The following is a 21,649-nucleotide window of genomic DNA, read 5'->3' as shown; positions in this document are numbered from 1 at the left end:
CGAGCCCCGGCACGCCGGACGGCCAGGGCTCGCGGGGCGGCGACGGGTCAGGCCTTCTTCTCGATCTGGCCGCGCATGCCGACGAACTCCTTCTCCAGGGCCGCCTTCTCCTTGAAGAGCATCGCGATCATGCCGACGCTGCCGTTGTCGGACCACACGCAGACGGCCATCGGTACGCCGCTCGTGGTGCTGTCGCCGCACTTCGCGATCCCGCCCAGCGGGCCGGGGTTGGTGTCGGCGAGGTTCTCGAGCTTGATGCCGCCCTGGCCGAGGCCCTCGGTGAACTCGTCGTAGCGGCTCTGCGCCGTACCGCTGATGGACGACGTCGCCGCCACCATGACGATGTCCTGCTCCTTGGCGTCGCCGTAGATGGCGCCCACCGAGGCGGTCGCACCCGGGATCTTGGACATCTCGCTGTCCAGGCCGTCGACGCTGCTCTGCAGGGCCGGGTCGGTGGCCTTGGGGCGGCCGCCGAGCGTCTCCGGCTCGACCACGGAGATCTTGGCGGCGTCGACGACCTCCTTGACCTTGTCCTTCGCGGCGAAGTAGGCCACGGCGGTGCCACCGACGCAGAGCAGCGCCAGCACGCCGAAGATGATCAGCACGATCTTGAGCGCCGAGCCCTTCTTCTGCGGCGCGGGCGCTCCGAACTGCGGCGCGGGGCCGCCGGGGTAGGAGCCGTCGCCGGGCGGCGGGTACGCCCCCGCGCCGGAGGACGGCGGCGGGTACGCCCCCGCGCCCGAGGAAGGCGGCGGGTAAGAGCCTGCGCCGGGGGCGGGCGGCGGGTACGAGCCTGCGCCGGGAGCGGGCGGCGGGTACGAGCCTGCGCCGGGGGCCGGCGGCGGGTAGGAACCCCCGCCGGGAGCCGGTGGCGGGTAGGAACCGGGCGGGTACGAGCCCGGAGCCGCCGGCGGTTGGTAGCCACCGCCCGGCTGCTCGGGACCGGGCTGGCCGGGATAGGGCTGGTACGGCGGCTGTGACATGGAAGCTCCAGAAGTAAGAAGTCAGCCGCCGGAGCGTACCGACCTGCGGTGATCTCGTGCGTCGCCTACCCGTCACTGTTGCAACACAGTGCTGTCACGAAGGCGCCCCCGCACCCGGAGACAGGGTGCGGGGGCGCCGGATGTCGTGCGTCAGGCGGGCAGGCTGCCGACGCCCTGCGGCAGGAAGCGCTTGCCGGTCACCCGCTCGGAGGTGCCGCTGCGGTCCAGGTACGGCGTGACGCCGCCCAGGTGGAACGGCCAGCCGGCGCCGAGGATCATGCACAGGTCGATGTCCTGCGCCTCGGCGACGACGCCCTCGTCGAGCATGAGCCGGATCTCCTCGGCCAGCGCGTCGAGCGCCTTCTGGCGTACCTCGTCGGCGGTGAGCGGGGCGGAACCGCCCTCGACCAGCTTGACCACCTCGGGGTTGATCTCGTCGTCGACCATGAGCGGCAGGCCGGCGTCGACGATCTTCTTGAGGTTGGGACTGTCGGCGTAGCGGTCCGGGAACGCCCGGTGCAGCGTCTCGCCCACGTGGTACGCGACCGCCGGGCCGACGAGCTGCAGCAGCGCGATCGGGCGCATCGGCAGCCCCAGCGGGTCCATCGCCGTGTCGACGGTCGCCAGCGGGGTGCCGGCGTCGATCGCGGTGAAGACCTCGCTGGTGAAGCGGGTGAGCAGGCGGTTGACCACGAACGCCGGGGCGTCCTTGACCAGCACGCAGGACTTCTTGAGCTCCTTGCCGACCGCGAAGGCCGTGGCCAGCGTGGCGTCGTCCGTACGCTCGCCCTTGATGATCTCGAGCAGCGGCAGGACCGCGACCGGGTTGAAGAAGTGGAAGCCGACGACCCGCTCGGGGTGCTCGAGGTCGGCGGCCATCTCGCTCACCGACAGCGACGAGGTGTTGGTGGCGAGCACGGTCTCGGGTCCGACGATCTTCTCGATCTCGGCCCAGATCTGCTTCTTCAGGTCGAGGTTCTCGAACACGGCCTCGATGACGAAGTCGGCGTCGGCGAAGACGGACTTGTCGACCGAGCCGCTGACCAGGCCCCGGAGCTTGGCCGCTGTACCCTCGTCCATCCGGCCCTTGCCGACCATCTTGTCGATCTGGCCGCGGACGTAGTCGACGCCCTTGTCCACCCGGCTCTGGTCGAGGTCGGTGAGCACCACCGGCACCTGCAGGCGACGGGCGAACAGCAGCGCGAGCTGGGAGGCCATGAGACCGGCGCCGACGATGCCGACCTTGGTGACCTTCCGGGCCAGCTCCTTGTCCGGTACGCCCACCGGCCGCTTGGCGCGGCGCTGGACCAGGTCGAACGCGTACAGGCTGGCGCGCGACTCGTCGCCCATGATGAGGTCGGCGAGCGCCTCGGTCTCGGCGGCCGTACCGTCTTCGAACGTGGCGTCCTTGGCGAGCGCGAGCAGCTCGAGGGCCTTGTTGGCCGACGGGACGGCGCCGTGCAGCTTCTCGTCGAGCTGCTGCTTGGCGAAGAAGAGCACGCCCTCCCACATGTCCTTGTCGACCTCGGGGCGCTGCACCTCGATCTCGCCCTTGACCACACCGGCGGCCCACTCGAGCGAGCGCTCCAGGAAGTCGGCCGCCTCGAACAGCGCGTCGGCGACGCCCAGCTCGGCGGCCTGCTTCGGCCGGAGCACCTTCTGGGTCAGCGGGTTCTGCAGGATGACCTGCGCCGCGCCCGGTACGCCGATGAGGTTGGGCAGCAGCTGGCTGCCGCCCCAGCCGGGGACGAGGCCGATCGCGACCTCGGGCAGGCCGAGGGCGGCCGCGCCGCTGGAGACCGTGCGGTAGTGGCAGTGCAGGGAGACCTCGAGGCCGCCGCCGAGCGCCGCGCCGTTGATGAAGGCGAACGTCGGGATGGTGGAGTTCTTGAGCCGGGCGAAGACCCGGTGGCCCAGCTCGCCCAGGGCCACGGCCTGGTCCCGCTGGGTGATGAACGGCATGCCGGTGATGTCGGCACCCACGCAGAAGATGTACGGCTTGCCGGTCACCGCGATGAACGCCGGGTCCGCCTCGGTGGCCTTGGTGATCGCCTCGTCGAGCGAGCGCAGCCCGCCCGGGCCGAAGCTGTTGGGCTTCTTGTAGTCGAACCCGTTGTCGAGCGTGATCAGGGCGGCGGGCTTGTCCAGGCCCGGCACCTTGACCAGGCGGACGAGCGCCTTGGTCACGACCTCGTTGGGGTACTCAGGCAGAGCCGTCACTTGTCCGCACCTTCCCAGTTCGGGTTCTCCCAGATGACCGTGCCGCCCATGCCGATGCCGATGCACATCGCGGTGAGGCCGTAGCGGACCTCGGGGTGCTCGGCGAAGTGGCGCGCGAGCTGCGTCATCAGCCGGACACCCGAGGACGCGAGCGGGTGCCCGATGGCGATCGCACCGCCCCACGGGTTCACCCGCGGGTCGTCGTCGGCGATGCCGAAGTGGTCGAGGAAGGCGAGCACCTGGATGGCGAACGCCTCGTTCAGCTCGAACAGGCCGATGTCGTCGATGGTCAGGCCGGCCAGGCGCAGCGCCTTCTCCGTCGACGGGATCGGGCCGTAGCCCATGACCTCGGGCTCGACGCCGACGAACCCGTACGAGACGAGCCGCATGGCGATCGGCAGGCCCAGCTCGCGGGCGGTGTCCTCGCTGGCCAGCAGGGCCGCGGTGGCGCCGTCGTTGAGGCCGGCCGCGTTACCGGCGGTGACCCGGCCGTGCGGGCGGAACGGGGTCTTGAGGGTGGCGAGCTTCTCCATCGAGGTCTCGCGGGGCGCCTCGTCGGCCGTGGCCAGGCCCCAGCCCTCCTCGGTGCTGCGCACGGCCACGGGGACCATGTCGGGCTGCAGCTTGCCGTTCGCGTACGCCTTGGCGGTCTTCTCCTGCGAGGCCAGGCCGAACGCGTCCGCCCGCTCCTTGGTGATCTCCGGCAGGCGGTCGTGCAGGTTCTCGGCCGTGGCGCCCATGACCAGCGCGGACGGGTCGACGAGCTTCTCGGCCAGGATCCGCGGGTTGGGGTCGACGCCCTCACCCATCGGGTGCCGGCCCATGTGCTCGACACCGCCCGCGATGGCGACGTCGTACGCCCCCATGGCGATGCCGCCGGCGACGTTGGTCACCGCGGTCATGGCGCCGGCGCACATCCGGTCGATGGCGTAACCGGGAACGGTCTTGGGCAGGCCGGACAGCAGCGCGGCGGTGCGGCCGATGGTCAGGCCCTGGTCGCCGATCTGGGTGGTGGCGGCGATGGCCACCTCGTCGACCCGCTCGGGCGGGAGCTGCGGGTTGCGGCGCATCAACTCACGGATGCACCGGATCACCAGATCGTCGGCACGGGTCTCGGCGTACATGCCGCCGGCCTTGCCGAACGGGGTGCGGACGCCGTCGACGAAGACGACCTCGCGACTTACTCGGGGCACAACAAGCCTCCTTGCAGGCGTGAACCCAGGGCTGTGACGCGAGCAATGTTACTCGCCAGTAAATTTCTGGGCTAGCAAGTGTGGCGAACCCCGTTCAGTCGATCGCGGGAGGTGCCTCCGGGAGGACCTTGGCGAGGTCTTCGGCGATGAGGCCGACCTGCCAGGCGCGGGCGCCGAGGTTCTGGAGGGTGTCGGCGACCGTCTGGGGGGTGATCTCGGCGGGCGGGGACCAGGCGAGGCGGCGGATGAAGTCCGGGCTGATCAGGTTCTCCGGCGGGAGGGTGTGCGACTCGGCCGTGGCGATGACGACCTGCCGGCAGCGCTGCAGGCGGGCGGCGGCGATCGGGTCGCGTTCCGCCCAGCGGTGCGGCGGCGGGGGGCCTTCGACCGGCTGGTTCACCGGCAGCTCGGCGTCGGGGAGGGCACGGGCGGCGTCCAGCGCGTCCAGCCAGACCCGGGCCAGCCGGCGCACCGAGCGGCCGCCGAAGCCCGGCAGGCTCAGCAGGGTGCGCTCGTCCTTCGGGTCGAGCTCCGCGGCCGCGATGATCGCCGAGTCGGGCAGGACCCGGCCGGGGGCCGAGTCTCGGCGGGCCGCCACGCCGTCGCGGGCGTACCAGAGGGCCCGGACCCGGGACTGGGCGCGGGCGCCGCGGACGCGGTGGATTCCCGACGTACGCCGCCACGGGTCGGGACGGGTGCGCGGCGGCCGGTCGGCGCTCGCCACCAGCGCGGCGAACTCCTCGGCGGCCCACTCCGCCTTGCCCTGGCGTTCGAGCTCCTCCGCCAGCAGGTCGCGCAGGTCGGTGAGCAGCTCGACGTCCAGGGCCGCGTACGTCAGCCACGACTCGGGCAGCGGCCGGGTGGACCAGTCCGCGGCCGAGTGGTGCTTCTCCAGCGAGTAGCCCAGCAGCTGCTCGGTGAGGGCGGCCAGGCCGACCCGCTCGAAGCCGGCCAGCCGCGCGGCGAGCTCGGTGTCGAACAGCCGGCGGGGCTTCATGCCCAGCTCGGCGAGGCAGGCGAGGTCCTGGCTGGCGGCGTGCAGCACCCACTCGGTGTCGGCCAGCGCCGCGTCCAGCGTGCGGAGGTCCTCCAGCGGCATCGGGTCGATCAGGACCGTGCCGGCGCCCTCCCGGCGCAGCTGGATCAGGTAGGCGCGCTGGGTGTAGCGGTAGCCGGACGCCCGCTCGGCGTCGACGGCGACCGGCCCGGACCCGGCGGCCATCCGGGCGACGACCTCGGCCAGCGCGTCGGCGGACTCCACCGGGCGCGGCGTGCCGTCCCGCGGCGCGGTCAGCGGAACGGAGGCGCGGGCAGGCTCGGGACCGCCAGACGTCGGGTCGGGCGGCACGTCGTGCGGTCCGTCGGTTGCGTGGTCCGGCGCGTCCCGACGGCGCAGAGATGCTTCGTCGGTCACTCCGTAACCGTACGGGGGTACCTCCCCCCGCGTGTGCAGCCGGGTACCGGCGCGTCGAACCTCGATCCACTCCGCGGCCGGAAATCGGTTCGCTCCGGACCCGTCCGCGGGCTCGTTCCGTCCGTACTACCCCCTGCGAACCACACCCGATCCGGATCCGGGAGCTTCATGACCACCGCCTACGACCCCTTCGGGGTGCCGGGCCAGCGCCGGCCGCCGCAGGACCCGCTGCTGAGCCTGCCCGACCATCCGTCCGGCGAGTGGGCGACCGCTTCCCGGCGGTCCGCGCCGCCGCCGCAGCCCAGGGTGGGGCATCCGCGGCCGGCGCGCCGCGAGGACGGGCCCTATCTGGCCTCGCCGTCCGGGGGAGCGCCGTACCCGGTGGTGGCCGAGCCGGTCGAGGTGCGCCGCCGCGGACGGCTGGCCCCGGCCCTGCTCGCGCTGGTCCTGCTCGGCGGTGGCGGGTTCATGGCCTGGCGGCTGGAGCGGGCCGACAGCCGGTTCGGCGAGCGGCTGGCCGCGTCGCAGCAGCGCGAGTCGGCGCTGGCCGAGCGCGCCGACCGGCTGGAGAAGCAGCTCGCCGGGGTCTTCGACCCGGAGGCGATCTCGTCGTCGGTGCTGCCGAGCGTCTTCCGGGTCCGGGCCGGCAACTTCACGGGTACGGCGTTCTCCATCGGTGACGAGGCGGCCAAGGGCAAGGCGAACCTGCTGACGAACTACCACGTCATCGAGTCGGTGTGGGAGTCCGGCGGCAAGAAGGTCTTCCTGGAGCGCGGCAAGGACGAGATGTCGGCGACGATCGTCAAGGTGAGCGCGAGCAAGGACCTGGCCCTGCTGCGCGCCGACCGGCAGATCGCCGCGCTGGACGCCGCCGGGAAGACCGTCAAGGCGGGGCAGCAGGTCGTTGTCGTCGGCGCGCCGCTCGGACTGGAGGACACGGTGACCACCGGGGTGGTGAGCGCCTACCGGCCGGACGACGCCGACGGTCCCTCGATCCAGTTCGACGCGCCGATCAACCCGGGCAACTCCGGTGGACCCGTGGTGAACTCCGCCGACGAGGTGATCGGGGTGGCCACCGCCAAGGCCCGCGACGCCGAGGGCATCGGCCTGGCCATACCGATCACGACCGCCTGCGACACCTTCGAGATCTGTTAGGAGGTCGCCGCGCGGTGGCGGTTGAAGGCCGTCACTCCCGGCGGGGGGAGGCCGGCGGTGGAGGACAGCATGGCGCACCAGCCCTGGAGGTGGGCGCCGAGGTCGTCGGAGGTGGGGGTCCAGGAGGCGCGGATCTCCAGATCGGCGGTCGGGGCGGGACCGGCCAGCTCGCCGAAGCGGGTCGACGTGGTCTGGGTGATCGTGCCGCCGATCGCCGTGTACGCCGCGTCCTGCTGGTCGAGGCCGTCGGTGAGCCACGTCCACGCCACCGCGGGCAGCAGCGGGTCGCCGGCCAGGTCGGACTCCAGCTCGGCGGTGATCAGGGTGACCAGGCGCAGGTTGCCCTGCCACGCGTCGTGACCCGCCGGATCGTGCAGCAGGATCAGCCGGCCGCTGGCCACCTCGTCGCCGTCGCGCAGCACCGTGGCGCTCAGGGCGAAGCCGTACGGTGCCAGCCGCTGCGGCGCGGCGATCTCCTCGAGCAGGATCTCCTCGCGCGGCGCGGCGGCCCGCAACCCGGCCACCGCGCGGGTGAACGCCTCGGGTGCAGCGGACGTGGGCGCCATGGGAGGAAGCCTATGCCGATCACTGCCTTCCGTCCGCGCGCGGCGCGCCGCAGGGACGGGTTCACTCACGTGGCACCATGGCGCGGGTGACCAACGATTCCGCCTTCCTGCGCGCCTGCCGCGGCCTCGGCGTGCCGCATACGCCCGTCTGGTTCATGCGTCAGGCGGGGCGTTCCCTGCCCGAGTACCGCAAGATCCGCGAGGGTGTCGGCATGCTGGAGTCCTGCCGGCGGCCGGACCTGGTCACCGAGATCACCCTGCAGCCGGTCCGCCGGCACGGCGTCGACGCGGCCATCCTCTTCAGCGACATCGTCGTACCCCTGGCCGCGGCCGGGATCGACCTCGACATCGTCGCGGGCACCGGCCCGGTCGTGGCGGAGCCCATCCGCACGGCCGCCGACGTGCAGCGGCTGCGGCCCCTCGAACCCGGCGACGTCTCGTACGTGGCCGAGGCGGTGCGCCTGCTCGTGCCGGAGCTCGGCGCGACGCCGCTGATCGGCTTCGCCGGCGCGCCGTTCACCCTGGCCAGCTACCTGGTGGAGGGTGGGCCGTCCCGGACGTACCTGAAGACCAAGGCCCTGATGTACGGCGACCCGCAGCTGTGGCACACGCTCTGCGGCCGCCTCGCCGACATCACCCTGGCTTTCCTGCGCGTGCAGGTGGAGGCGGGGGTGAGCGCGGTCCAGCTCTTCGACTCCTGGGCCGGCGCGCTGTCGGAGGCGGACTACCGCGAGTACGTCCTGCCGCACTCGGCACGGGTTCTGGCCGGGCTCGCGGATGCCGGCGTGCCGCGCATCCACTTCGGGGTGGGCACGGCGGTGCTGCTCCGGGCGATGGGCGAGGCCGGCGCGGACGTCGTCGGCGTCGACTGGCGCACGCCCCTCGACCGGGCCGCGGGCATCGTCGGCCCCGACCGCTCACTGCAGGGCAACCTCGACCCGGCGGTGCTCTTCGCCCCCTGGGGGGTCGTCGAGCGCGAGGCCCGCCGGGTGATCTCCGAGGGCCGGGCGGCCCGGGGTCACGTCTTCAACCTCGGCCACGGCGTGCTCCCGGAGACCGACCCGGACGTGCTCACCCGCCTGGTCGAGCTGATCCACTCGGTCAGCCCTTGAGCGGCTCCGGCTGGTTCGCCCACCACTCGGACGGGATCGCCTGGTAGACCTCCTGGGCGAGGTCCTTGAGCCGGTCGGCTGTCGGCTGCCCGTGGTGGGCGTCGGCGAGTCCCTTCAGCCGCACGTACCACTCGGCCAGCTGCTCCACGGTCACTGCCACCTGATAGTCCATTTCGTCAGGCTAGGACGCCCGGTGCGCCGGCGGCAGGGCTTACCCGAACGCCGTCACATCGAAGGACCCCGGTGGGCGGGTGGCGGCGCGACCTGAGAGTGTGGGAAGTGTGCGGAAGCGGGTGGCGATCGTCGGCGGCGGGATAGCCGGGCTGGCCGCCGCCGTGCGCATCCGCGACCGGGCCCCCGCCGGCACCGAGATCATCGTGTACGAACAGTCCGGCCGGCTCGGCGGCAAGCTGCGCACCGGGGAGCTCGCCGGCGCGACCGTGGAGCGCGGCGCCGAGTCGTTCCTGATGGGCGCGCCCGACGGCGGCGAGTCCGCGGCGGTGCGGTTCGCCCGGCGCCTCGGGCTCGGTGACGCGCTCGTGCACCCGTCCCCGATCCCCGCCGCGCTGGCCATCGGCGGCCGGCTCGAGAAGGTGCCCGGTGGCACGCTGGTGGGCGTACCCGGGGATCTGAGCCTGCTCGGCACGGTCGCGCGGCCGGTCGCCGGGGCCGACCCGGACGAGGGCCGCCCGTTGCTCGCCGAGGGCGAGGACGTCGCGGTCGGCGCGCTGGTCCGCGCCCGGTACGGCGACGAGATCGCCGACCGGCTCGTCGACCCGATGCTCGGCGGCGTGTACGCGGGCCGCGCGGACCGGCTGTCGCTGGCCACCACCATGCCCGCGCTCGCGCGCACCGCCCGCACCGAGCACACCCTGACCGCCGCCGTCCGCGCCGCGCAGGCCGCCTCCGTGCGCGTGCCCGGCCGCGCTGTCTTCGCCGCGGTGGACGGCGGCATGAACCGGCTGGTCGGCGCCGCGGCGGCCGCGAGTAGCGCCCGGATCAGCCTGGGCCTGCCAGTGCGCGAGCTGACCCGCACGGCGCACGGATGGCGGCTGCTGCTGGGCCCGGTGCCAGCCCCGCAGACCGACGACGTCGACGCGGTAGTGCTGGCGGTGCCCGCACGGCCCGCCGGACGCCTGCTGGGCGGCGTCGACGCCGATGCCGCCGCCGAGATCGAGACGCTCGACTACGCGAGCGTGGCCCTCGTCGCCTTCGCGCTGCCGCCCGGCACGCCGCTGCCCGACCTCTCCGGCTTCCTGGTGCCGCCGACCGAGGGGATGCTGGTCAAGGCGGCCACGTTCTTCACCCGCAAATGGGCGCATCTGGACCGCGAGGGCGGCCCCGTGATCGTGCGCGCGTCGCTCGGCCGGGCCGGCGAGGAGCACCTGCTGCAGCACGACGACGCCGTGCTCGCGGCGACCGCGCACGCCGAGCTGGGCCGCCTGCTCGGCGCGGAGCTGCCGCCGCCGGTCGCCTCGTGGGTGCAGCGCTGGGGCGGGGGACTGCCCCAGTACGCCCCCGGCCACCTCGACCGCGTCGCCCTGGCCCGCGCCGCGCTCGCCGACCGCCCCGGCCTCGCGCTGGCCGGCGCCGCGTACGACGGGGTGGGCATCCCGGCCTGTGTGGCCAGCGGCGAGAACGCCGCCGACGACGTCCTGAAACACCTGGAGGAACGATGAGCGAGCCGCAGAGCAACGCCGCCCGGATCAACGAGCTGAACGCGACGATCCGGTACACCATGTGGTCCGTCTTCCGGGCCACGACGCCGCTGCCCGCCCTGCGCGACGAGCTGTCGGGCGAGGTGGACGCGCTGTTCGAGCAGCTGGCCGGCAAGGACGTCACGGTCCGCGGCACGTATGACGTGGCCGGCCTGCGCGCCGACGCCGACGTGATGATCTGGTGGCACTCCGGCTCGTCGGACGCGCTGCAGGAGGCGTACGGGCTGTTCCGGCGTACCGGTCTGGGGCGGCACCTGACGCCGGTGTGGTCGCAGATGGCGCTGCACCGCCCGGCCGAGTTCAACAAGAGCCACCTGCCGGCGTTCCTCGCCGACGAGCAGCCACGGCCGTACATCTGCGTCTACCCGTTCGTGCGCTCCTACGAGTGGTACCTGTTGCCGGACGAGGAGCGTCGCGCGATGCTCGCCGAGCACGGCAAGATGGCCCGCGGCTACCCGGACGTGCGGGCGAACACGGTCGCGTCGTTCGCGCTGGGTGACTACGAGTGGATGCTCGCCTTCGAAGCGGACGAGCTGCACCGGATCGTGGACCTCATGCGCGACCTGCGCGCCTCGGGCGCCCGCCGGCACGTGCGCGAGGAGGTGCCGTTCTACACCGGCCGGCGGCGCTCGGTCACGGAGATCGTCGCCGCGCTTCCCTGAGCCGTCGTTGAACCTCCGCGGTTCGCCTGGCGTCGCTGCGTCATCAAGGACTACTGCAGGGTGAGCCGGTGCGGTTACCGACGAGAACGACCGCGCATTACCTGCGGCATATCAAGGCGTGCGATCCTGCGACGACGTCGCTGTTTCGTCATGCCGATACGCGGGTCGTTGAGTTAGCTGCGAAACATTTCTTGATGTGAAATATCCGTGGTTGTCATCGCTGATTCCGCGAGTGTCGGGGACAATAGTGTAATGACGCAACTCGCATTGTTCCCCGCGAAGATCGTGCGGAACCGCACCCTGCGTCGCAACTATTCACCGACGGCTGAGAAGTTCCGTCGCGAGCATGAGCGGCACCGCTCGTGGGGATTGGTGCAACGTCATTCCCGGCGCTTGCGCCGGCTGCGCGAGGCCGAGGATCACTCCGCGGGCCCGCCTCCCGGCCCTGACGACCTTCGCCCTGGCGACGCTTGTTCTGCGGCGCAGCCCGGCATGACGCATGGTGGCGACACCACTGATCATCTCGAGCAGTCGGAGCTCAGCGCAGGACGACGAGCAGGGCGCGCTGCACCGCACCTCAGGATGGCAGGGGCGCAAGGCAATAGCGACGATCACCGGCATGATGCGGCGGCCGCAGAGCGGGCGCGGGCGGTCGGGCGGCCACTTCCCGCCGGGCGCGGCAGCCTTGGAACCGGCCGGCCCGGGCGTGCGCAAGCGGCGGGCAGGCTTGGGCCGCGCAGGCTCTCCGGTCGTACGGGATGCTGTCATGCCGGACCGGCGAGGCGGCCGCCACCGATCACGGTGGAAAGGCTGACGAGGCCTTACGCGGAAACTGTTGACGGCGAATTCAGGCGCAATTATCCCGCTGTTGTGCACCGACGGATGCGGGACCAGTATTACTCCACTGACGCTCGGGCGCACAGGCAGAACAGGTTGCCTTCCGGGTCGGCCATCACCACGTAGTCGTCATCGGGGTCGGCGTTGTGCCGCACGAATACGGCGCCGAGGGCACGCATGCGCTCCACCTCGCCCGACTGGTCGTCGGTGTAGAGGTCGAAGTGCATCTGGTCACGAGCGGTCACCGGGGTCCGGGCCACCTGGAGAGACAGGTTGACGCTCGGTCCTCGCAACACTCGGAACGTGCCGTCGTCATTGCCGGGACCGGCGACCAGCCCGAGGGCGGCTGACCAGAATCGCGTCAGGGCTTCCAGGTCCGAACAGTTGATCACAACGCTGCCCAGCCGTGTCGTCATTCTTCAAGACCGTTTCATCGGTACGTGCGGGATGCCGTCCTCCACGTACCCGTCGCCGCACACCTCGAAGCCGAAGCGTCCGTAGAAGGCCTCCAGGTGTGCCTGGGCGCCGAGGACGGCCGGCCGGTTGCCGATGACGGTGAGCGCGTGCTCCATGAGCCGGCTCGCGTGACCGCCCTGGCGGGCCTGGGGCGCGGTCACCACGCGGCCGATCCGCTCGGTCCCGCCCTCGTCGAGAATGCGCAGGTACGCGAGGATCTCGTCGCCGCGGGTCAGCCACACGTGCCGGGTGCCGGGCTCGGCGTCGCGCCCGTCGATCTCGGGGTACGGGCACTTCTGCTCGACCACGAACACGTCGACGCGCAGCTTGAGGATCGCGTACAGGGTGGTGGCGTCGAGGTCGCGGAACGACGCCACCCGGATCTCTTCGCGGGGTTCCGGATGCATCGGCAGATCTTATGCGTGACTTGTCGCGTCCTGCCTCGTTGACAACCGAGGAGACCGGCATTGGGAGACTGCGGATGATCAAGCGGAGCAAGCTGTTCGGCAACAAGACCCGGGTGACGTTCTGCCTGCCGAAGGACTCTCCGGAGGGCACCGTGAGCGTGGTCGGCACGTTCAACGACTGGACGCCGGGCGAGCACGAGCTGAAGGCGCGCAAGGACGGCACCCGGACCGTGACGCTGCGGCTGGACCCCGGCCACTACCGCTTCCGCTACCTCGCCAGCGACGGTGTCTGGCTCGACGACGAGCACGCGGACGCGGTCGGCCCGCAGGGCAGCGAGCTCGTTCTCTGACGTTTCGCCGCCCCGGCCGGGGGAACCCCCTAGCGTTAGTTGACGTTGCAAACAACTACGGAAGGGGCCCTCGTGGCTAACGTGAATCTTGCCGTCATCTACTACTCCTCCACCGGCACGGTGCACGCGATGGCGGAGCGGTTGCAGCAGGCGGGCGAGAAGGCCGGGGCCGAGGTACGCCTGCGCCAGGTGCCCGAGCTCGCGCCGCAGGAGGCGATCGCCTCGAACGCGGCGTGGAGTCAGCACTTCGACCGGACCAAGGACGAGCCCAAGGCCACCGCCGACGACGTGGTGTGGGCCGACGCCGTGCTGCTCGGCACCCCGACCCGCTACGGCAACGTCGCGAGCCAGCTCAAGCAGTTCATCGACACGCTCGGCCCGCAGTGGGGGCAGGGGCTGCTCGCGAACAAGGCGTACGCCGGCTTCACGGCGTCGATGACCTCGCACGGCGGGCAGGAGTCGACGCTGCTGGCGCTCTACAACACCATCTACCACTTCGGCGGCCTGGTGGTGGCGCCCGGCTACACGGACCCGCTGAAGTTCGCCGACGGCAACCCGTACGGCGTCTCGCACGTCACCGGCGGCTCGAACGACGCGCCCCTGACCGAGGTGCAGTACGCGGCCCTCGACCACCTGGCGCAGCGCGTCGTGCAGATCGCCGGGAAGCTCAAGAGCTGATTCAGGGTGCGGGTGTCCACCCGGGGAGGGAGCGCCGCATCCGTCCCCGGGTGGCACACTGTCCGCCGTGGTTAACAAGTTCGAGCTGGATCTGAGCGGCGCGGTGTGGCGCCGCAGTGCAACGTCCGAGGACGCGGCCGTGGAGGTCGCCCTCCTGGACGATGGGGTGGCGGTGCGCGACTCCCGCCGCCCGGACGGCGACGTCCTCTTCTTCACCCCTGCGGAATGGGACGCCTTCGTCGGCGGTGCCAAGGACGGCGAGTTCGACCTCTGACGCCCCAACGCTGGCATCGTCCTCTAGCGTCTCAACTTGGGCATCGTCGGCTTTTGCGGATATCAACCCGAAGAAGGTTCATTTCTCGCTACTGTGCGGACATGACCAATCACGAGCGCTCTGAACTGCTGAAAAAGGTGGAGCGGTACGAGAACGCCTTCACGGAGCTCAAGGCCGCCCACGACGACGTCAAGGACGTCCTCATCGAGACCATCCTGTTCGACCGCTGGCAGCAGCTCGGCACCCAGCTGGGGTTCAAGGCCCAGCAGCCGGCGGCCAACGGCAAGGACAAGGGCAAGGACGACGAGCCCAACCGGGACCTCGCCCAGCTGAACCAGCAGATCTCGGCGATGAGCGAATCCTGGTCCCATTGAGGGGCCTGATGTGTTGCAGCTCGCCCGGGGCGGTCGCCGTCCCGGGCGATCGCACGCGTTACGGTGTCGGCCATGGCCGACACCCAGTACGAAGAGCTGCTGCGCCGGGTCCTCGAGACCGGCGTCCCCAAGGCGGACCGCACCGGCACGGGCACGGTCAGCCTCTTCGGTGAGCGCCTGCGCTACGACCTGTCTCGCGGCTTCCCGCTGATCACGACGAAGCGGGTCCACTTCAAGTCGGTCGCGGTGGAGCTGCTGTGGTTCCTGCGCGGCGACAGCAACGTCCAGTGGCTGCGCGACCACGGCGTCACCATCTGGGACGAGTGGGCCGACGAGAACGGCGACCTCGGCCCGGTCTACGGCAAGCAGTGGCGGTCCTGGCCCACCCCGGACGGCGGCCACGCCGACCAGATCACGGACCTGCTGGCCACCCTGCGCCGCGATCCCGACTCCCGCCGGATGATCGTCTCGGCCTGGAACGTCGGCCAGCTGCCCGAGATGGCCCTGGCGCCGTGCCACGCGATGTTCCAGTTCTACGTCGCGGACGGCCGGCTCTCGTGTCAGCTCTATCAGCGCAGCGCGGACATGTTCCTCGGCGTACCGTTCAACATCGCCAGCTATGCCCTGCTGACCCACATGATCGCGGCGCAGGCCGGGCTCGAGCCCGGCGACTTCATCTGGGTGGGCGGCGACTGCCACGTCTACTCCAACCATGTGGAGCAGGTGCGCGAGCAGCTGTCGCGGGAAGCGTTCGCGTTCCCGAAGTTGGAGCTGGCGCCCGCGCCCTCGCTCTTCGACTACCGCTTCGAGGACTTCACGCTGGTCGACTACCAGCACCACCCCGCCCTCAAGGCGCCGGTGGCAGTGTGATCCACATGATCTGGGCCGAGGCCCGCGGCGGGGTCATCGGCGCCGACGGCGGCATCCCCTGGCGGGTTCCCGGCGAGCAGAAGATCTTCAAGGACCGCACGATGGGCGCGACCGTCGTCATGGGCCGGGCCACGTGGGACTCGCTGCCGGATCGGGTACGCCCCCTGCCCGGGCGCCGCAACGTCGTCCTCACCCGCCGCCCCGGCTGGTCGGCAACGGGCGCGACCGCCGTCTCCTCGGCCGACGAGCTGCTCGAGAAGTACGACGACTTCTGGGTGATGGGCGGCGAGTCGGTCTACACCGCGTTGCTGCCACACGCCGGCCACATCGTCCGCACCCGGATCGACCTCGAGGTCGTGGGCGACACCTTCGCGCCGGCGCTGGGCCCGCAGTGGCAGGTAGCGGCGGCCGGCGACTGGCAGACCGCGGACAACGGCGTGCGCTTCGTGGTCGAGGACCTGGAACGCAGCTAGGTACTCGCACTCATGGCCGGCCGCCCGGCGCGCGGCTAGGTTCGACGCCATGAGATCAATCCTCCGTCGGCCGCTGCTCGGCGCTCTCGCGCTGGCCGGTGCGACCGCGCTGAACTGGTACCTCTGGCTGGGCCGCGATACGGAGTATGACGTCGACCCGGTCACGCAGATCGCGTCGGGGCCGTACTCGGTGCCGCAGGTGGCCGGCTGCCTGCTCACCATGGTGGTCCTGCTCGTCGCCGCCGTGCTGGCCGGCGTGCCGCGGTGGGTCGCCGCGGCCGCCATGACCGTCTCCTTCACGGTCGCGTGGACGGCTCAGGCAGCCTCCGTCGACGAGAGCGGCCTGTACGTCATCGGCGCCGCGATGGTGGCGGCCGGGATGACGGTCGGCACGGTGGTCGTGGCAGCGATCACGGACGCCGTGAAGCACCCCCACGCCCCCGCGCCGGCGTCGCGCGGCTGACAGCCGTCAGGAACCGGCCAGCACCCGGGCCGCGTTGCGCTCACGGACCGCGAAGCTCTCCTTCAGGGTGGCGAGCTCGGCGGCGTGACGGCGTACCGCCCGGTCCTGGTAGGCGGTCTCCACCGAGGCCAGGACGTCGACCAGGTCGCTCTGCTCCTTGCAGGTGACGTCGGCCCGGGCCACCGCGATCTCCCGGGCGGTCGGTTCCGGCGTACGGAAAGCGGGGTCGTCGTTGGCCTTGAGCGGGTCGGCGTAGTCGTATCCGGCCTGGCGCATGCAGGCGCTCCACGCCGTGACCGCCGTGCGGGCCCGGCTGTGCCGCCACGCCTGGTCGAACGTCTCGGCGGACAGCTCCTCGGCCAGCCGGGCGTCGCCGACCGCCGGGGCTCCCGCGGCCAGCTTGCGGCGTGCCTCACCGACACAGCCCCCCTCGGGCACCGCCTGCCCGTTGTGCCGCGACGGGCCGTCGCCGAACAGCACGGCGACCGTGTCGGGCGGCGGTTTCGTCTCGGGCGCCGGCCGGCCGCTCGGCGGTGGGACGTGATAGCCGTGCTCACGAGCGGCGGCCGCGTCCGCGATGCCGTAGCGGCGCTCCGCCCCGACGACCGACGATCCGGCCTCGGCGGGCGGCGTGTAGCGCAGGCCGAACCGCTGCACGCACTTCTCGATGAGCACCTGCTGAGCCTGCGCGCTCCGGGGGAGCGTGGCCGAGCTCTCCCTGTACGGCTCCAGCGGGAGCGTGAACGTCCGCAGATCGCTCACGTGGAGCAGCGTGGACACTGCGGGCTCGCCCGTGTCGGGGGCCTGCTTGCTGCCGCCCGCGGTGCACCCTCCGGCGGCCAGCACGGCCACCGTCATCAGACACGGCACAAGTCTGCTGCGCACATCAACCTCCGTGCACTGTCTCGTGGAGACACCCGGAGCGCCGGTCGCGCCGGCACCCCGGGTGCTCTGTGGACGTCGGGTCAGCAGCTGAACTTGTGCGAGGAGATCTTGTTGTCCCAGGTGCTGGACAGCGTCAGCAGGTCGACGCCCGGGTTGAGCCGCAGGTTGTTGCCGGTGTAGTTGGCGTGCTCGTACAGGCAGGTGTAGACGGTGTTGTTGTTGTTCACCGACGAGATGTGGTCGTTCAGGGCGACGCCGCTGCTGAACGTGTCGCCGGTGTAGCTCGAGTCGCTGCCGTAGTACCGGATCCACCCGGCGGTGTACCGGGTCCCGTCGTAGAGGGTGATCTCGGCGTTGGCCGGCGCGGCGAGAGTGGTGGCGGCGAATGCGCCCACCGCGGTGGCGGCGAGCAGCATGGTGGCCTTCGTGCGCATGTGTTTCCCCGTTTCCGTCTTGCAGTGACGGTGGTGGTCCCGGCGTTGGGACGACGACCCCCGTTGGGACGTGCGGGGAGGACCGAGAATCAGAGGCCTCCCCGTATGGCGCTCTGCAACCGGTTGCGGACCGACCATATCGACACATGGGCCTCTGTTGAAGGCGTCTGCGGTTCCGGAACCAGGGAACTTGTTCCGGAACCGCTCGGCGTCAGGCGTCCGGCACGAGGCGTACGGACAGCGAGTTCACGCAGTGCCGGGTGTTCTTGGGCGTGAAGCCCTCGCCCCGGAAGACGTGGCCCAGGTGGCTGTCGCAGCGGGCGCAGCGGATCTCGGTGCGGACCATGCCGTGGCTGTGGTCGTCGATCTCCTTGACGGCGCCCGGGATGGCGTCGTCGAAGGACGGCCAGCCGCAGTGGGAGTCGAACTTGGTGTCGCTGGGGTAGAGCTCGGCACCGCACGCGCGGCAGTTGTACATGCCCTGGGTCTTGGTGTTCACGTACTCGCCGGACCAGGGTGCCTCGGTGCCGGCCTGACGCAGGACCCGGAACTCGTCGGGGCTGAGGCGGACCCGCCACTCGTCCTCGGTGGTGGGCAGGGTGGTCTCATCAGGTGCCATGCCCTCCACCGTACGTCGCAGCGCACCGGCAGTGCGGCGTCCAGGCGTACCTCCGGCCGTTGAGCCTCCCATGGAAGCTGCGCGATTCCGGCCCACCTGGCAGCAGGCTCTCGGCCGCGGTCTCTATCTCGGGGTGCTCGCCGCGGTGGTGGGTGTCACCGCCGGCCTGCTCGCCACCCTCGTCGCCCTGGTGTGGATGGAGACCACGGCGCCACCGCACTGGGTGTGGTTGTTGCTGGCGTTCGGGCCGCCGGGGGCGGGCGTGCTGGCTGCGGTGCTGCTCAGGCGGCGGGTGGGGACTGAGATCGGCGCGGAGGGCATTCGCACCGTCACGCCGTTCGGGGCCGGTGTGGCGCCGTGGAACCGGGTCGTGGATCTGCGCGCCGAGCGGCGGGGCGCGCGCACGGTGGTCTCGGTGTACCTGGACTCCGGGACGAGTGTGCAGCTGCGGGCGCCGTACAGCGGGGAGCTGTTCGCCGCGGATCCGCAGTTCGAGATGAAGGTGTTCGCGCTGTCGCATCTCTGGCGCAGCCACAGGTTCGGGGGAGTTCCCTCGTAGCGAACGGGGGCGTTACGTGCAAAACGGGCAGAAGACGCTAAACTCCCAGCGGACCAAAGACGGACCCTCACAGCAACAGAACGGATGCTCCTCATGAGTTTGACGCGCCGACTGGCCGCCGTACTGCCCGCGGCCGGCGTCACCGTCCTCGCCGCCCTGGCCATGACCGGGGCGCCCGCCGCGGCGACGGGTGACGAGGCCGCGGCCCGCGCCCAGCGCCCCGCCGTGATGACCACGCCGTGCTCGGAGGGGCAGCGCGACCAGGACTGCGCCGACGGGTACGGCAACACGCCGGCCACGGGCGCCACCACCGGCCCGACCCGCGGTCACGGCGGATACGGCGGCGAGAGCCCGAGCACCTCGCCGACCCCGTCGCAGACCACGACCACGCCGACCACCCCCGCGACGACCACGCCGGCCACCCCGACCGCCAGCGTCGACACCGTCCCGCCGGGCGGCGAGCTCCCCGCCACCTCGCCGACCCCCTCGCCCAGCGAGAGCACCCCGGGCGGCGGCGTCAGCGCGGGCGGCACCCTGCCCGTGACCGGCGCGCCGATGGGCCTGACCGTCGCCGTGGGCGCCCTGCTGGTCGCCGCCGGTGCCGGTGCCGTCTTCTACACCCGGCGCCGTCGCAGCGCCTGACCGTCCGGCTTCACCCCACGGCCGTCCTCTCCGCGGAGAGGACGGCCGTTGTCGTACCCAGGCCATAAGGTCATCGGCATGGCAGCTTCCAGGACGCCCGCGGAGGAGATCGAGGTCGCGGGTCATTCGGTACGGCTGAGCAGCCCCGACAAGGTCTGCTTCCCCGAGCGCGGCTACACCAAGCGGGACGTCTTCGAGTATTACCTCGCGGTCGGCGACGGCATCATGCGCGCCCTGCACCACCGGCCGACCACCCTGCAGCGCTTCCCCGACGGCATCGACGGCGAGATGTTCTTCCAGAAGCGCATCTCCACCCGCGGCGTCCCGCCCTGGGTGCAGAAGGCGACGATCAGCTTCCCCAGCGGGCGCACGGCCGAGGAGCTCTGCCCGGCCGATCTGGCCCACGTGGCCTGGGCCGCGCAGATGGGCACGATCGTCTTCCACCCCTGGCCGGTGCGCGCCGCCGCCGCCGACAACCCCGACGAGCTGCGCATGGACTTCGACCCGCAGCCCGGCCTCTCCTTCGCCGACGTGGTGGCGGCCGCCGGCGTGGCCCACGAGGTGCTCGACGAGCTGGGCTGGACTTCGTACCCGAAGACCTCCGGCGGCCGGGGCGTGCACGTCTACGTCCGGATCCGGCCGGACTGGTCGTTCGTCCAGGTGCGCCGGGCCGCCATCGCCCTCGCCCGGGAGATCGAGCGGCGCAGCCCCGACCGCATCACGACCTCCTGGTGGAAGGAGGAGCGCGGCGACCGGGTGTTCATCGACTACAACCAGATGGCCCGCGACCGGACGATCGCGTGCGCGTACTCGCTGCGTGCCAACGCCCGGGCGACCGTCTCCACCCCGGTCACCTGGGCCGAGCTGGCCGAGGTGGAGCCGGACGACTTCGACCTGCGGACCGTCCCGGCGCGGATCGCCGAGCTCGGTGACCCGCACGCCGGCATCGACGACGTCGCGCACGACATCACGCCGCTGCTCGAGTGGTCGGAACGCGACGAGAAGGCCGGCGCCGGCGACCTGCCGTACCCGCCGGACCACCCCAAGATGCCGGGCGAGCCGAAACGGGTGCAGCCCTCCAAGGACCGCGACCTGAAGAACGCCAAGTAGTGCGCAGGCTTCGCTTCGGCTGGGGACTCTCCGGCGCTGAGGCGGCCGGGGCGGACGCCGACGTGGTGGTGGTCGTGGACGTGCTGTCCTTCACGACGACGCTCACCGTCGCCGTCGAGACCGGCGCCGAGGTCCTGCCGTACCGATGGGCCGACCAGACCGCCGCCCGGCACGCCGCCGACCGCGATGCCGTCCTCGCGGTCGGTCGTTCGGTCGCCGGGCCGGGGGACATCAGCCTGTCGCCGGCGACCATCCGCGCGAACCCGCCCGTGCCGCGCATCCTGTTGCCGTCGCCGAACGGGTCGACGATCTCCCTGCTGACCGGCGCGCGCGGGGCGACGGTCGTGGGTGCCGCCCTGCGCAACTTCTCCGCCGTCGCCCGCTGGATCGCGCGGACGCAGGCCCGGGCCGTGGCGGTCATCGCCGCGGGCGAGAAGCGGGAAGACGGCAGCCTGCGGCTCGCCGACGAGGATCTGTGGGGAGCAGGCGCCGTCATCACATCGCTCCGAGCCGCCGAGGCCGTCGACGTCTCGCCGGAAGCGGAGGTGGCCGCGGCCGCCTACGCCGCGGTCGAGCAGGACCTGCCGGCCGCACTCCACGCTTGCGAGAGCGGCCGGGAGCTCATCGAGATGGGCTTCGCGCACGACGTCGACATAGCGGCCGAGGTCGACCGGTGCCTCGCCGTCCCGGTCCTCACCGGCGACCTGTTCGTGGGTCAGAGCGCCAGTTTGAAGCCCTCGTGGCTGGCCTCGAAGCCCAGCGAGGCGTAGAAGCGGTGCGCGTCCGTGCGGCGCTTGTCGGTGGTGAGCTGGGCGAGCCGGCAGCCGCGCGCCCGGGCGCGGTCCAGCGACCACTCCATCATCTGCCGGCCCAGGCCGCGGCCGCGCTGGTCGCCGCGGATGCGGACGGCCTCGATGGTCATCCGCTCGGTGCCGCGGCGGCTCAGCGACGGTGTGAAGGTCAGCTGGCAGGTGCCGACGACCTCGCCGCCGGCCTCGGCGACGATCAGCTCGTTGCGCGGGTCCGCGTCGATGGCCTCGAAGGCCGACCAGTACGCGGCGTCCACCGATTCCGGCGTCGGCGCGGTCTCGCGGGAACGGGAGATGTCGTCGTCGGCCAGCAGCTCCAGGATCGCCGGGACGTCGGTGCGGGTCGCGGTGCGGAAGATCAGGTCGGCCACGTGGTCATCGTGACA

Annotated in this window: 27 protein-coding genes; 15 read left to right on the top strand and 12 right to left on the bottom strand. The window is 71.8% G+C overall.

The features are described 5' to 3' along the window. Window positions 1-47: 47 nt before the first annotated feature. The 4 genes from AB0J80_RS06895 to AB0J80_RS06880 all read right to left on the bottom strand — a co-directional run bounded on the left by AB0J80_RS06895 (window position 48) and on the right by AB0J80_RS06880 (window position 5,810). The gene (locus tag AB0J80_RS06895) at window positions 48-983 is read right to left on the bottom strand and encodes a hypothetical protein (RefSeq protein WP_364701199.1); all 936 of its coding nucleotides are present in this window, start codon (window positions 981-983) and stop codon (window positions 48-50) included. Between the two features lie 150 nt (window positions 984-1,133). After that, window positions 1,134-3,194 carry a 3-hydroxyacyl-CoA dehydrogenase NAD-binding domain-containing protein gene (locus AB0J80_RS06890; protein ID WP_364701328.1) on the bottom strand — a complete coding sequence of 687 codons (2,061 nt, stop codon included), beginning with the start codon at window positions 3,192-3,194 and terminating at the stop codon, window positions 1,134-1,136. A gap of 5 nt (window positions 3,195-3,199) precedes the next feature. Continuing rightward, entirely contained in the window at window positions 3,200-4,396 is a 1,197-nt protein-coding gene (locus AB0J80_RS06885) for a thiolase family protein (RefSeq protein WP_364701197.1), read from the bottom strand. A 94-nt stretch (window positions 4,397-4,490) separates the two neighbouring features. Continuing rightward, window positions 4,491-5,810, bottom strand: a complete 1,320-nt coding sequence (locus AB0J80_RS06880) for a ribonuclease D (RefSeq protein ID WP_364701195.1) — start codon at window positions 5,808-5,810, stop codon at window positions 4,491-4,493. A 168-nt stretch (window positions 5,811-5,978) separates the two neighbouring features. On the opposite strand from AB0J80_RS06880, the gene AB0J80_RS06875 reads away from it, so the two are divergent. After that, window positions 5,979-6,965, top strand: a complete 987-nt coding sequence (locus AB0J80_RS06875) for a S1C family serine protease (protein ID WP_364701193.1) — start codon at window positions 5,979-5,981, stop codon at window positions 6,963-6,965. Here the strand turns inward: AB0J80_RS06875 and AB0J80_RS06870 are convergent. Beyond that, entirely contained in the window at window positions 6,962-7,531 is a 570-nt protein-coding gene (locus tag AB0J80_RS06870; RefSeq protein WP_364701191.1) for a DUF3000 domain-containing protein, read from the bottom strand. The genes AB0J80_RS06875 and AB0J80_RS06870 overlap by 4 nt on opposite strands. Before the next feature lie 86 nt (window positions 7,532-7,617). On the opposite strand from AB0J80_RS06870, the gene hemE reads away from it, so the two are divergent. Continuing rightward, window positions 7,618-8,643, top strand: a complete 1,026-nt coding sequence (hemE, locus tag AB0J80_RS06865; protein WP_364701189.1) for a uroporphyrinogen decarboxylase — start codon at window positions 7,618-7,620, stop codon at window positions 8,641-8,643. Here hemE and AB0J80_RS06860 read toward each other — a convergent pair. Then, window positions 8,633-8,815 (bottom strand): hypothetical protein, encoded by a 183-nt coding sequence (locus AB0J80_RS06860; protein WP_364701187.1) that lies wholly within the window; start codon window positions 8,813-8,815, stop codon window positions 8,633-8,635. The genes hemE and AB0J80_RS06860 overlap by 11 nt on opposite strands. Before the next feature lie 100 nt (window positions 8,816-8,915). Between AB0J80_RS06860 and hemG the strand changes: the two genes are divergently transcribed. Further along, window positions 8,916-10,322: a protoporphyrinogen oxidase gene (gene hemG / locus AB0J80_RS06855; RefSeq protein ID WP_364701185.1), complete on the top strand. Its 1,407-nt coding sequence runs from the start codon at window positions 8,916-8,918 to the stop codon at window positions 10,320-10,322. Continuing rightward, entirely contained in the window at window positions 10,319-11,023 is a 705-nt protein-coding gene (hemQ, locus tag AB0J80_RS06850) for a hydrogen peroxide-dependent heme synthase (RefSeq protein ID WP_364701183.1), read from the top strand. Before hemG ends, hemQ begins: the two co-directional genes overlap by 4 nt. 896 nt (window positions 11,024-11,919) lie before the next feature. On the opposite strand, the gene AB0J80_RS06845 is transcribed toward hemQ, so the two are convergent. Both AB0J80_RS06845 and AB0J80_RS06840 read right to left on the bottom strand, forming a co-directional pair. Continuing rightward, window positions 11,920-12,276 (bottom strand): VOC family protein, encoded by a 357-nt coding sequence (locus AB0J80_RS06845; protein ID WP_364701181.1) that lies wholly within the window; start codon window positions 12,274-12,276, stop codon window positions 11,920-11,922. A gap of 3 nt (window positions 12,277-12,279) precedes the next feature. Further along, window positions 12,280-12,723, bottom strand: coding sequence for a GNAT family N-acetyltransferase (locus AB0J80_RS06840; RefSeq protein ID WP_364701179.1), 444 nt, complete (start codon window positions 12,721-12,723; stop codon window positions 12,280-12,282). Window positions 12,724-12,797: 74 nt separating this feature from the next. On the opposite strand from AB0J80_RS06840, the gene AB0J80_RS06835 reads away from it, so the two are divergent. From AB0J80_RS06835 to AB0J80_RS06805, 7 genes are all read left to right on the top strand, one after another. Next, window positions 12,798-13,073, top strand: coding sequence for an isoamylase early set domain-containing protein (locus AB0J80_RS06835; protein ID WP_364701177.1), 276 nt, complete (start codon window positions 12,798-12,800; stop codon window positions 13,071-13,073). Window positions 13,074-13,145: 72 nt separating this feature from the next. Continuing rightward, a complete protein-coding gene (wrbA, locus tag AB0J80_RS06830) occupies window positions 13,146-13,751 on the top strand; it encodes an NAD(P)H:quinone oxidoreductase (RefSeq protein ID WP_364701175.1) in 606 nt (201 codons plus the stop codon). 67 nt (window positions 13,752-13,818) lie between these two features. Next, the gene (locus AB0J80_RS06825) at window positions 13,819-14,025 is read left to right on the top strand and encodes a DUF397 domain-containing protein (protein WP_364701173.1); all 207 of its coding nucleotides are present in this window, start codon (window positions 13,819-13,821) and stop codon (window positions 14,023-14,025) included. Window positions 14,026-14,126: 101 nt separating this feature from the next. Continuing rightward, window positions 14,127-14,399: a hypothetical protein gene (locus AB0J80_RS06820; RefSeq protein ID WP_364701172.1), complete on the top strand. Its 273-nt coding sequence runs from the start codon at window positions 14,127-14,129 to the stop codon at window positions 14,397-14,399. A gap of 72 nt (window positions 14,400-14,471) precedes the next feature. After that, complete coding sequence (locus AB0J80_RS06815; protein ID WP_364701170.1) at window positions 14,472-15,269, top strand: thymidylate synthase; 798 nt, start codon at window positions 14,472-14,474, stop codon at window positions 15,267-15,269. A gap of 5 nt (window positions 15,270-15,274) precedes the next feature. Further along, window positions 15,275-15,742 (top strand): dihydrofolate reductase, encoded by a 468-nt coding sequence (locus AB0J80_RS06810; protein ID WP_364701168.1) that lies wholly within the window; start codon window positions 15,275-15,277, stop codon window positions 15,740-15,742. A 49-nt stretch (window positions 15,743-15,791) separates the two neighbouring features. Then, window positions 15,792-16,205, top strand: coding sequence for a hypothetical protein (locus tag AB0J80_RS06805; RefSeq protein WP_364701166.1), 414 nt, complete (start codon window positions 15,792-15,794; stop codon window positions 16,203-16,205). A 6-nt stretch (window positions 16,206-16,211) separates the two neighbouring features. On the opposite strand, the gene AB0J80_RS06800 is transcribed toward AB0J80_RS06805, so the two are convergent. The 3 genes from AB0J80_RS06800 to msrB all read right to left on the bottom strand — a co-directional run bounded on the left by AB0J80_RS06800 (window position 16,212) and on the right by msrB (window position 18,143). Next, complete coding sequence (locus AB0J80_RS06800; protein ID WP_364701164.1) at window positions 16,212-17,090, bottom strand: hypothetical protein; 879 nt, start codon at window positions 17,088-17,090, stop codon at window positions 16,212-16,214. 80 nt (window positions 17,091-17,170) lie between these two features. Beyond that, a complete protein-coding gene (locus tag AB0J80_RS06795) occupies window positions 17,171-17,524 on the bottom strand; it encodes a peptidase inhibitor family I36 protein (RefSeq protein ID WP_364701162.1) in 354 nt (117 codons plus the stop codon). Window positions 17,525-17,735: 211 nt separating this feature from the next. Then, entirely contained in the window at window positions 17,736-18,143 is a 408-nt protein-coding gene (gene msrB, locus AB0J80_RS06790) for a peptide-methionine (R)-S-oxide reductase MsrB (RefSeq protein ID WP_364701160.1), read from the bottom strand. Window positions 18,144-18,213: 70 nt separating this feature from the next. On the opposite strand from msrB, the gene AB0J80_RS06785 reads away from it, so the two are divergent. The 4 genes from AB0J80_RS06785 (at window position 18,214) to AB0J80_RS06770 (ending at window position 21,224) form a co-directional block, all read left to right on the top strand. Next, on the top strand, window positions 18,214-18,702 hold the full coding sequence (locus tag AB0J80_RS06785) for a hypothetical protein (protein WP_364701158.1): 489 nt from the start codon (window positions 18,214-18,216) through the stop codon (window positions 18,700-18,702). Window positions 18,703-18,795: 93 nt separating this feature from the next. After that, on the top strand, window positions 18,796-19,344 hold the full coding sequence (locus tag AB0J80_RS06780; RefSeq protein WP_364701156.1) for an LPXTG cell wall anchor domain-containing protein: 549 nt from the start codon (window positions 18,796-18,798) through the stop codon (window positions 19,342-19,344). A gap of 78 nt (window positions 19,345-19,422) precedes the next feature. Then, the gene (gene ligD, locus AB0J80_RS06775; RefSeq protein WP_364701154.1) at window positions 19,423-20,454 is read left to right on the top strand and encodes a non-homologous end-joining DNA ligase; all 1,032 of its coding nucleotides are present in this window, start codon (window positions 19,423-19,425) and stop codon (window positions 20,452-20,454) included. Continuing rightward, on the top strand, window positions 20,454-21,224 hold the full coding sequence (locus AB0J80_RS06770) for a 2-phosphosulfolactate phosphatase (RefSeq protein WP_364701152.1): 771 nt from the start codon (window positions 20,454-20,456) through the stop codon (window positions 21,222-21,224). The genes ligD and AB0J80_RS06770 overlap by 1 nt, the downstream gene beginning before the upstream one ends. On the opposite strand, the gene AB0J80_RS06765 is transcribed toward AB0J80_RS06770, so the two are convergent. Further along, window positions 21,170-21,634 carry a GNAT family N-acetyltransferase gene (locus tag AB0J80_RS06765; protein WP_364701150.1) on the bottom strand — a complete coding sequence of 155 codons (465 nt, stop codon included), beginning with the start codon at window positions 21,632-21,634 and terminating at the stop codon, window positions 21,170-21,172. The genes AB0J80_RS06770 and AB0J80_RS06765 overlap by 55 nt on opposite strands. Window positions 21,635-21,649 lie beyond the last annotated feature (15 nt).

This window comes from Actinoplanes sp. NPDC049548 (assembly GCF_040676695.1).
Lineage (GTDB): Bacteria > Actinomycetota > Actinomycetes > Mycobacteriales > Micromonosporaceae > Actinoplanes.
This window is presented reverse-complemented; position numbering and strand designations above follow the sequence as displayed.

Bases quoted from the DNA above. Each gene is read 5' to 3' on its own strand.
- AB0J80_RS06895 (WP_364701199.1), bottom strand. From the start codon at position 983: ATGTCACAGCCGCCGTACCAGCCCTATCCCGGCCAGCCCGGTCCCGAG.
- AB0J80_RS06875 (WP_364701193.1), top strand. From the start codon at position 5,979: ATGACCACCGCCTACGACCCCTTCGGGGTGCCGGGCCAGCGCCGGCCG.
- AB0J80_RS06870 (WP_364701191.1), bottom strand. From the start codon at position 7,531: ATGGCGCCCACGTCCGCTGCACCCGAGGCGTTCACCCGCGCGGTGGCC.
- AB0J80_RS06860 (WP_364701187.1), bottom strand. From the start codon at position 8,815: ATGGACTATCAGGTGGCAGTGACCGTGGAGCAGCTGGCCGAGTGGTAC.
- hemQ (WP_364701183.1), top strand. From the start codon at position 10,319: ATGAGCGAGCCGCAGAGCAACGCCGCCCGGATCAACGAGCTGAACGCG.
- AB0J80_RS06845 (WP_364701181.1), bottom strand. From the start codon at position 12,276: ATGACGACACGGCTGGGCAGCGTTGTGATCAACTGTTCGGACCTGGAA.
- AB0J80_RS06840 (WP_364701179.1), bottom strand. From the start codon at position 12,723: ATGCATCCGGAACCCCGCGAAGAGATCCGGGTGGCGTCGTTCCGCGAC.
- AB0J80_RS06835 (WP_364701177.1), top strand. From the start codon at position 12,798: ATGATCAAGCGGAGCAAGCTGTTCGGCAACAAGACCCGGGTGACGTTC.
- AB0J80_RS06820 (WP_364701172.1), top strand. From the start codon at position 14,127: ATGACCAATCACGAGCGCTCTGAACTGCTGAAAAAGGTGGAGCGGTAC.
- AB0J80_RS06815 (WP_364701170.1), top strand. From the start codon at position 14,472: ATGGCCGACACCCAGTACGAAGAGCTGCTGCGCCGGGTCCTCGAGACC.
- AB0J80_RS06810 (WP_364701168.1), top strand. From the start codon at position 15,275: ATGATCTGGGCCGAGGCCCGCGGCGGGGTCATCGGCGCCGACGGCGGC.
- AB0J80_RS06805 (WP_364701166.1), top strand. From the start codon at position 15,792: ATGAGATCAATCCTCCGTCGGCCGCTGCTCGGCGCTCTCGCGCTGGCC.
- AB0J80_RS06795 (WP_364701162.1), bottom strand. From the start codon at position 17,524: ATGCGCACGAAGGCCACCATGCTGCTCGCCGCCACCGCGGTGGGCGCA.
- msrB (WP_364701160.1), bottom strand. From the start codon at position 18,143: ATGGCACCTGATGAGACCACCCTGCCCACCACCGAGGACGAGTGGCGG.
- AB0J80_RS06785 (WP_364701158.1), top strand. From the start codon at position 18,214: ATGGAAGCTGCGCGATTCCGGCCCACCTGGCAGCAGGCTCTCGGCCGC.
- AB0J80_RS06780 (WP_364701156.1), top strand. From the start codon at position 18,796: ATGAGTTTGACGCGCCGACTGGCCGCCGTACTGCCCGCGGCCGGCGTC.
- ligD (WP_364701154.1), top strand. From the start codon at position 19,423: ATGGCAGCTTCCAGGACGCCCGCGGAGGAGATCGAGGTCGCGGGTCAT.